This window comes from Kitasatospora sp. NPDC056651, from assembly GCF_042792155.1.
GTDB lineage: Bacteria > Actinomycetota > Actinomycetes > Streptomycetales > Streptomycetaceae > Kitasatospora.
The window spans coordinates 1-8,099 of record NZ_JBHTWX010000182.1 but is presented as its reverse complement, the minus strand read 5'-3'; the positions used below and the strand labels follow the sequence as shown (position 1 = coordinate 8,099).

Annotated in this window: 11 protein-coding genes; 4 read left to right on the top strand and 7 right to left on the bottom strand. The window is 68.6% G+C overall.

What is annotated here, in order from left to right; all coding sequences use genetic code 11:
* Window positions 1–31 precede the first annotated feature (31 nt).
* From ACFRAR_RS37445 to ACFRAR_RS37430, 4 genes are all read right to left on the bottom strand, one after another.
* Window positions 32–1,198, bottom strand: a complete 1,167-nt coding sequence (locus ACFRAR_RS37445) for a damage-control phosphatase ARMT1 family protein (protein WP_380704704.1) — start codon at window positions 1,196–1,198, stop codon at window positions 32–34.
* 186 nt (window positions 1,199–1,384) lie between these two features.
* Window positions 1,385–2,218: a Scr1 family TA system antitoxin-like transcriptional regulator gene (locus ACFRAR_RS37440; RefSeq protein WP_380704702.1), complete on the bottom strand. Its 834-nt coding sequence runs from the start codon at window positions 2,216–2,218 to the stop codon at window positions 1,385–1,387.
* The gene (locus tag ACFRAR_RS37435) at window positions 2,215–2,730 is read right to left on the bottom strand and encodes a DUF6879 family protein (RefSeq protein ID WP_380704700.1); all 516 of its coding nucleotides are present in this window, start codon (window positions 2,728–2,730) and stop codon (window positions 2,215–2,217) included. Before ACFRAR_RS37435 ends, ACFRAR_RS37440 begins: the two co-directional genes overlap by 4 nt.
* Window positions 2,714–2,926 (bottom strand): hypothetical protein, encoded by a 213-nt coding sequence (locus tag ACFRAR_RS37430; RefSeq protein WP_380704698.1) that lies wholly within the window; start codon window positions 2,924–2,926, stop codon window positions 2,714–2,716. The genes ACFRAR_RS37435 and ACFRAR_RS37430 overlap by 17 nt, the downstream gene beginning before the upstream one ends.
* Window positions 2,927–3,099: 173 nt before the next feature.
* Here ACFRAR_RS37430 and ACFRAR_RS37425 point away from each other — a divergent pair, with 173 nt between their 5' ends.
* Window positions 3,100–3,573 carry a hypothetical protein gene (locus ACFRAR_RS37425; protein ID WP_380704696.1) on the top strand — a complete coding sequence of 158 codons (474 nt, stop codon included), beginning with the start codon at window positions 3,100–3,102 and terminating at the stop codon, window positions 3,571–3,573.
* Window positions 3,574–3,644: 71 nt separating this feature from the next.
* On the opposite strand, the gene ACFRAR_RS37420 is transcribed toward ACFRAR_RS37425, so the two are convergent.
* Window positions 3,645–3,839 (bottom strand): DUF397 domain-containing protein, encoded by a 195-nt coding sequence (locus ACFRAR_RS37420; RefSeq protein WP_380704694.1) that lies wholly within the window; start codon window positions 3,837–3,839, stop codon window positions 3,645–3,647.
* Between the two features lie 2 nt (window positions 3,840–3,841).
* Window positions 3,842–4,711 carry a helix-turn-helix domain-containing protein gene (locus ACFRAR_RS37415; RefSeq protein WP_380704692.1) on the bottom strand — a complete coding sequence of 290 codons (870 nt, stop codon included), beginning with the start codon at window positions 4,709–4,711 and terminating at the stop codon, window positions 3,842–3,844.
* Window positions 4,712–4,866: 155 nt separating this feature from the next.
* On the opposite strand from ACFRAR_RS37415, the gene ACFRAR_RS37410 reads away from it, so the two are divergent.
* Window positions 4,867–5,235, top strand: a complete 369-nt coding sequence (locus tag ACFRAR_RS37410) for an ATP-binding protein (RefSeq protein ID WP_380704690.1) — start codon at window positions 4,867–4,869, stop codon at window positions 5,233–5,235.
* Entirely contained in the window at window positions 5,232–5,477 is a 246-nt protein-coding gene (locus tag ACFRAR_RS37405; protein WP_380704688.1) for a hypothetical protein, read from the top strand. Before ACFRAR_RS37410 ends, ACFRAR_RS37405 begins: the two co-directional genes overlap by 4 nt.
* 46 nt (window positions 5,478–5,523) lie before the next feature.
* On the opposite strand, the gene ACFRAR_RS37400 is transcribed toward ACFRAR_RS37405, so the two are convergent.
* Complete coding sequence (locus tag ACFRAR_RS37400; protein ID WP_380704686.1) at window positions 5,524–6,096, bottom strand: TetR/AcrR family transcriptional regulator; 573 nt, start codon at window positions 6,094–6,096, stop codon at window positions 5,524–5,526.
* A 78-nt stretch (window positions 6,097–6,174) separates the two neighbouring features.
* Here ACFRAR_RS37400 and ACFRAR_RS37395 point away from each other — a divergent pair, with 78 nt between their 5' ends.
* Window positions 6,175–7,695, top strand: a complete 1,521-nt coding sequence (locus tag ACFRAR_RS37395) for an MBL fold metallo-hydrolase (RefSeq protein ID WP_380704684.1) — start codon at window positions 6,175–6,177, stop codon at window positions 7,693–7,695.
* Window positions 7,696–8,099 lie beyond the last annotated feature (404 nt).

Genomic DNA, 8,099 nt, shown 5'->3' with positions numbered 1-8,099 from the left:
AAGTCGGCTGGGCCGACTTCTCGCGCGGGCACTACGCCTGGGCGTGGACCTGGATCAGGCCGAACCTGCCGCTGGTCCGCCACGGTTCCCCGGTGGCGTCCAGTCCGGCGAGCACGGGTGTGTCCAGGCCGACGACGACGTCGGATTTCAGCGTGCGCAGGGCCGCGACCGGGGACGGGAAGTGGCCGGCCCGCTCGGCGAACGGGGTGGTGGCGTCCCAGAGTCGGTCCCCGACGAGGCGGCGGTAGTTGAGGTCGCCCTTGGTGATCGTCAGGGTGGCGTCGGCGAGTTCGTTCCTGAGGTCGGCGGGCATGTCGTGGAACGGCAGTGGGGCGCAGAAGAACGGGTGGGTGCGGACCACGAGGGTGCCGTGGTTCATGGCCTGCCAGAGGCGTCGGCCGATCAGTTCGGCTTCCCGGGTCGGGGCGCGGTGGAGTCGGTGGACGGTCGCGAGGACGTCGGCGGTGGTCGCGTCCGAGACGTAGTAGGGGGAGGGCTTGACGTAGAGGACGACCTCGGCGGCGAGCCCGCTCGCGAGGAGGTGGTCGATCAGGACGAGGTCGGGCAGGAGTTCCCGGCCGGCGTTGTCCGCGATGACGTAGACCTTCGGGTCGCGGGCGGTGGTGAGGGTGGACCACAGGAGCGGGCTGTCGTCGGCGACCAGGGCGGGGAGCGGGGCGTCGTCGGTGGAGGCGGTGATCCGGAAGCTGAGGTCCGCCCGGTTGCCCCAGAGCGCCGAGGACAGGAGGACTTCGCCCCGTTTCTCGGTGGACAGGGCGGGCAGGTCGCCGAGGGCCGCCAGTTCGGCATCGACGGCCGGGCCGGCGAGTTCGGCGTCCTTGAAGGGGGCGAACGGGTCGATGCCCTGCCAGGCCCCGGGACGGAAGTAGCCGGTGGCTTCGAGCAGCCTGCGGTAGAAGTAGCTCTCGGCCCACAGGAACGGCGCCTCTCCCCACGGCCGTCCGAACAGGCCCTGACCCCACTCCAGCCACTGCTGGTGGTCGGGGGCGTCCTCGTCGAGCGGCTCCAGCACGCCGCTGGTGCTCTCGGCGAGGAGGTTCTCGATCGCGGCCCGCTGGGTGGGCCCGTACGGGAGTGCGTCGAGCACCTGCCGGACGAGCTTCGGATGCCGCTCGTGGAAGACGTCCCGGGCGAAGGTGCCGGGGGTGCCGCTCAGGATCACGGGTGCGGTGGGCATGCTCGGATTCGTCCTTCTCCTCGGCTGTCGGCGGGCTCCGCCACATGATCCATGGTCTGCCCGTACCGGAGCCGCAGCGACGCCTGGTCGGATACCGGCGATCGTGCAGGGTTCGATTGCACATGCGTATTCCGTGGCCCCGGACTCCCCGCGTACGGGCCCGATGCGTGCTGTCGGAGATCGACATCACCGGCGGTACAGCGCTGACCACTTGCCGAGTTGCTCCCGGGCTTCCTCGTCGAAGAGGGCGGACTGTTCGAACAGCGAGTAGATCTCGCGGTGGCGCTGGATGCCCCGGGGGTCCCGGAAGACGATGCGCCCGGTGAACGACTCCATGGTGACGAGGCGATCGTCGTACACGGTGAATGTGTTCATCGGGCCGCGAGAGGATCGTGTTCCGTGTGGGATGACTCCGATGCGCACTGTCGACAAGTGGGTGAGTGAGGAGAGGCGGTCGATCTGGACGGCCATGGCTTGCGGCGGAAGCAGCGCCCACGTCACGGCCTGTTCCGTGAGCAGAAAGGTGAAGGCCTTCGACCCGTCGTAGAGCACCGATTGGCGCTCCAGCTTGCGACTCATGACAAGGGTCCTGTCGCCGGGGGAGTGCTCCAGGCTGGCCCTGATGTACTCGGGCGTGGCCAGGAGGCCTGTGATCATCGCGGGCAGGAAGTAGCGAAGCTCGGTCGCGTCCGCTTCCAGCGCCGCCAGTTCGGCCTGACGTTTCTCGATGCCCCGGCGCCATGAAGCCCGTTTGTCCTGCCATTCGGTGTTCGCTGTTCGAGCCAGTGAGCACACCTCGTGGGCGACGGCAGTCGGAGCGCCGAGTGCCCTCAGGATGCGCTCCACGTCAACGAGGCTGGGCGTCAGCTTCCCGGTCTCGATCTTGCTGATCTTGCTCTGGGAGATGCCGCAACGCACCGAAAGCCGGTCTCCCGTGAGGCTGGCTTCCAGGCGGAGATTCTTCAGGGTTTCGGCGAGATCCGACTTCGATCTGCCGAGCTGATCCGGGTCGAGCGTCACCCGAGCTCTTTCAGGTACTCGGGATACGGCACGGAATGGGCCAGGGCGAGGCTCTTCCATTCCTGGTGCCGGCCCATGTCGCCAGTGACCAGTTCCCGGTTGATCTGGGTTCCATCAGGCCGGAAGTTCAGGTGAACCGCGGAGGAATCGTCGAACAGCCACCAGTCCTGGTCCGGGATCCCGAGGTCCAGTTCGGTGAGGTCGAGGACCCGAATGTCCTCTCCCGCCGCGATGTTGCCGGGGATTCCCCAGGCGAACTGGTACTGCTGGTAGTCGGTGAGGGGGCGACGCACCACACGGACACGACCGATCACGCGCCCGGAGGACACGAAGCCGCGCACCCGACGGTGCCACGCCGCGTTGTGCTCGGCCGGCTTCGGGTCTCCGCGCAGGAAGCGGGCCAGGCTTTCGGATTCCTTGGGCATCGTATAGGTGGGCTGTGCCTCGAACCGGAAGGCTTCACGCTGGTAGCCGTCGAAGTGGGCGCGCCACTGCTCACCGTCCAAGAGCACGGGCGGCCTCCTTGAGGACATGCTGGGGGATCTCGACGGCGAACTCTCCGGAACCAACCTTCAGAGTGGGGAAGTGGTCGCCCTGGACCACGACCGTGTCCCGGTCGGTCGCGTACACGTTCGGACAGTCGTCGTCATCGCAGTTCGGGCCGTTGAACTTGCCGGTGAGGCGCGTCAGTCGCGTCTGCTTGGTCATGCCGGCTTCTTTCGGGTCGGGTAACTCCCTACCCGCCAACGACGCTAGGGGGCGCGAGACAACCACCGGGACACGAAGGACCGAGGGTGGGACGTGAGGTGGTCGAAGTGGCCGGCCTCGGAGTGGTGGAGGCAGGCGTGGAGTTCGCGCTGGGGGTTTCGTAGATTCGCCTGGTGACCTACGACATCATGCTGGTGCGGGTGGAGCCTGGACTCACGGTTCAGGAGACGCTGGATCGCCTCAACGCCGGTTTTGATCCTGACGCCGAGATGCCGCTGCTTCGGCTCACCGACGGGCAACGGGCCGAGTGGGAGCGGATCCTGGACCGGGTCTCGCGGGACGTCGGAGCTGTTGAGTCCGAGGAGTACTTGTACAGCCTGACCCTTGAGACGGTCGGGCCGCCGGGGCGTGTGCAGCTCGACTACTACGGGGACACGGCCAGCATCGAGGTCGCTTACCGCCACTCGGGGGCGGCGGCGTTGGAGGTGATGGAGCTGGCCTACCGCATCGCTCGCATCGTCGAGGAGGAGAGCGGACTGACCGGTTACGACTTCGAGGTGGATCAGCCCACGCGGACCGGTGACCCCGGCAAGGCCGCCGTCCGGTTGAGCGGCGTGTCCGAGTGGGCATGGCGGCGCTTTAGCTAGCGGAGCCACTGGTGCAGGGTGGTGGTGCGGCTCGCGGGGCGGGTGAGGTGATCGCGCGCCCCGCGCACCGGTCAGACCGCGAAGTGGTCGAAGTCGCCGGCCTTGGCGGCACGGATCCAGGCGCGGAGGGTGGGGCGGGTGGTGGTGACGACGTGGGTGGGGTCGTCGGACTCGCGGATGTGGACCAGTTCGTCGGCGGATGCGATTTCGACGCAGTTGGCCTCCTCGCCGCTGAAACTCGACTTCTGCCAGTTGAGCTGGCGCATGGTCACCGTCCTTGGACCTTGTATCGGATGTGCTGAATCAAGCCCAGCGAGTCACGATAGGTGGTGGACGGCGCGGGCGTGGAAACACACAGGGGCGACAGGGCCATGCCCCTGAGGCGGTCGAACCGCTGGTCATACCTTGCCACCAGCTCGGGTTCTCCAACGAAGGTGCCGCCGTGGGGCTGTTCGAGCAGAACCGTGTGAAGCCGGTGGTGTGGCGATCGAATGAGCATGAATGGCGTGTCGTTCCACGCATAGGTCGGGCAGTCGAACGGGAGGATCTGGATCGTGACGTTCGGGAGCCGGCTCATCTCGACCAGATGGTTCAGCTGGTCCCGCATGACGCCCGGCCCTCCGTACATCATGTGCAGGGCTGCCTCATGGATCACTGCGCGGAGAACTGGGGCGTTTTCGCCGGTCAGCACCTTTTGGCGCTGATGGCGGAACTCGACCTTCCTGTCGTTGTAGCCGTGGATGACATCGCTGTAGGCCTTGGTCTGCAACAGCCCGGGGATGAGCAGGGTTTCGTAGCTGTCCAACCCTGTCGCGCCGGACTCCGCTTCGGCCAGATCAAGGGCACGTGGGATCACGTCGTGCTTGAAGGAGGTCCACCATCCCTTGCCTGAGCTCTCACTCATGGAGGTGAGACAGGCTCGGAACTCCGGGTCAGTTACCTCGCAGAGGTTGAGCCAGGTCTCCAGGCGCTCAAGTGTGAGGCCGATCCTGCCAGCTTCGATGTGGCTGACGTTCGGACCCTTGACGCCCAGGGCTGCTCCGACCTCCGCAGCTGAGAGGCCGGCAGCATCGCGAACTCGGCGAAGTTCCTCGCCAAGGCGGCGCTGACGCTCGTTGATCCCATTCCTGAAACCCATGGGTCGTTGTCCTCCTTGCAGGCGACATCCTACGCAGAGTGTAGGGGCATGAGCGGAGCGTGTTGAAATCTTTGGCGGGCATCGTTAAAGTGTTAACACGCTGCGCACCGTGGGCAGTTCCGGTGCGCTTCCATCACACCGCTGGGAGACTCCCCATGTGTAACCCCCACCTCAACTCCCCCTCCCTCACCGTGTCCCGTGAGGTGTTGCGCGACGCGATGTTGCGCGCCGGGTATGCGCCCGCCTCCATCGGGGATGCCGAACTCGCCCTGATCGAGCTGGTGGTGAACGCCTGGCGGCACGGGATGACGCCCTCGCCCGTCGTCACCATCGTCTACTCCGACAAGATCCTCCGCGTGACCGTCGCGGACCGCAGTCCTGAGCTGCCGAAGTGTCAGAGTCTCAACCTTCACGCCGAATCGGGGCGTGGCCTCCAGCTCGTCGAGGGCCTCATGCACCGCTGGGATGTCGAGCCGCAGAAGCTCGGGAAGCGGGTCTGGTTCGAGCTGGACTGCGTCGCGTGAGCGCCATCCGCCCCATCCAGCCGCGCGATCCCGCGATCCTGCGCCTCAGTAGCCGGGATCTGACCGATCTCCTCGCGGAACTCCGCGCCGAAAGCCATGAGTTGGGCCTCCTCTGGCCATCCGCCAAGCCGGGCGAGACCATCCTCAACGGCCAGATCCTCGTCTCCCTCGGCAACGTTCCGGCCAGCACTTTGATCAACCTCCTCGCGCTCGTCCGCGAGGTCAGGCGCGTCCGACCGTGAATGCGCACGCGGGCCCCGCCTGCCGGGCGGGGCCCGCGCCCGTTCCTCACGCCGTGAAGCCGCCGGCGAGGATGTCGAGCCTGGCGAGCAGGGCGTCGGCGAGCGGGTAGCGCGCGTCGGCGGCGAGCCAGCGGCTCAGGGCCGTGATGTAGCTGTCGAACACCAGGTCCGCCACGGCGCAGGGGTTCAACTCCAGCCGGATCTCGCCTCGTTCGTGCCCCCTGATCGCGGCGGCGATGAACGCCTGGGGTGCCGTGGTGCCCAGGGCGAAGGCGGTGTGCAGCACTCCGCTGTCGTGCAGCTCCCTGGCCAGCGCGTACTCCCGCTCGTTGAGGCGCGCGAGGGCGTGCAGGGCGCCGGCGAGCGACTCGATGGCCGACGCGCGCGGGTCCCCCTGCCGGTCCAGGGCCTCGTGCCGCTGGTGGGCCCAGGCGGTGACGAAGTCCTCCTTGCGGCGGAAGTGGTTGAACGCCGTCTGGCGTCCCACGTTGGCGCGTTCGGCGATGTGGTCGTAGGTGGTGGCCGCGTATCCCTGGGTGGCGAACAGTTGGAGTGCTGCTGTGAGCAGCCGTTCCCGAGTGGCGGTACGGCGCTGGTCGTGTCGGTTCGTCAGGGTCACGAGAAAAGTATACTTGAATCCATAGATGAACTGGCGTACACCTAAGGCATCCAGTCCGCCTAGCGAGGAGACCGAGCCATGGTCGTCCCGTACACCCTCGGCCTGCGCGAAATCGCCGCCGACACCTATGCCTACCTCCAGCCGAACGGCTCCTGGGGGCTCAGCAACGCCGGGTTGATCGTCTCCGGCGACGAGGCGCTGCTCGTCGACACCCTGTTCACCGTGCCGCAGACCCGGGAACTGCTCGACGCCGTCGCGAGCGCCCTGCCCGGCGTCACCATCGACACCCTGGTCAACAGCCACAGCGACGGCGACCACTGGTGGGGCAACCAGCTGCTGTCCGGCGCCACGATCATCGCCTCCGAGGCCGCCGCGATCGACATGAGGCGCGACCGGCTCCACGAACTCCTCGCCGCGCCGGGGGACGTGCCGCTCCCGCGCGTCGTCCGGGAGATGCGCGAGGTCTTCGACTTCACCGGCATCGCGCCCACCCTGCCGGACCGGACCTTCAGCGGCGAACTGGAGGTCCCCGTCGGGCGGCGCACCGTCCGGCTGATCGAGGTCGGCCCTGCCCACACCCACGGTGACGTCCTGGTCCACGTGCCCGACGCGGGCGTGCTGTTCGCCGGGGACATCCTGTTCATCGGCGGCCACCCGGTGATCCACAGCGGCCCGGTGGAGCGCTGGATCGCCGCCTGCGACCTGATCCTCGGCCTGGAGGACGTCGAGACGATCGTGCCCGGGCACGGCCCGGTCGTCGGCAAGGGCGAAGTCCGCACCTTCCGCGGCTACCTGGAGCGGGTCCGCGACCACGCCACGCGCTCCCACCGGGCGGGTGTCCCGGTGCTGCGGGCCGCGCGGGAGATGGACCTGGACGGCTTCGAGGACTGGATCGACCGCGAGCGGCTGCTGCTCAACATCGGTGCCGTGTACCGCGAGCTGAACGGCGACGGAACCCCGGGGGAGCAGGAACTGCTGGTCGGGATGGAGGAGTTCACCGCCGAGGACGCGCGCCTGGCCCCCAGTCTGGCCCCCCGCCTGGCCCCGCGGTCCGCCACCGAGCTCGCCGCCCTCGCCGGACGGCTGGAGGGCCCCGCGGCCGGGCTGGTCGCCGGTGGCGCGGGCCCGCTGGCGGGGCGCCCGGTGCTCAACGTCCTGGCCACCATCGGGCACCACCCCGACCTGCTGGTCGCCCTGGTGCCGCTGCTGGCCCAGCTCAACCAGGGCCTGCTGCCCTTCCGCGAACGCGAACTGACCATCCTGCGCACGGCGCACCGCACCGGCTCGGCGTACGAGTGGGAGCACCACGCCCGCCTCGCCGTCGCGGCCGGGATGACCGAACCCGAGATCGCCCGCGTTCCGGACGGCCCGGACCACCCCGACTGGACGGAGGCCGATCGCACGCTGCTGCGGGCCGTCGACGAGCTGCACGACGGGCACGCGCTCGCCCCGGCGACCTGGCAGGCGCTGTCCGGCCGCTACTCGGCGCCGGAGCTGCTGGAACTCCTGGCGCTGGTCGGGACGTACGGGATGGTCGCCGGCATCGTCAACTCCTGCCGGGTGCCCCTCGACGGCTGGCTCTTCGAAGCGCAGGCGTAGCCGGCCGCGAGGGACGCCGGACGGTCGGCTTCCCGGGGTGACCGGAGGCCGGTGCGGACGGAGACCGGTGCGGACGGAGCGGAACCGCCCGACCGAGGGGACGGTCGGGCGGTTCCGGTTCCGGTTCCGGGGGCCGGTACGGCCCGGGAGGGGTGGTCTCAGGACTCCGCGATCAGGCCTCGCTGATCGGTACTCCGTGATCAGGACGCCGTGCTCGGCCGGCGGGAGGGCGTGGTCCCGCTCGACGACGAACGGCCGGTGGTCGGCGTCGCCGAGCCGGGTGGCCGGCGGTCCGGCGGACCCGCCCGGCTCAGACCCGAATCCGCAGGTAGTGGCGGATGGACAGTCAGTTGATCTCTGTGCTGGCCGATGGTGCCGTTGTGGCGTGTCCGGGTGTGCCGGCG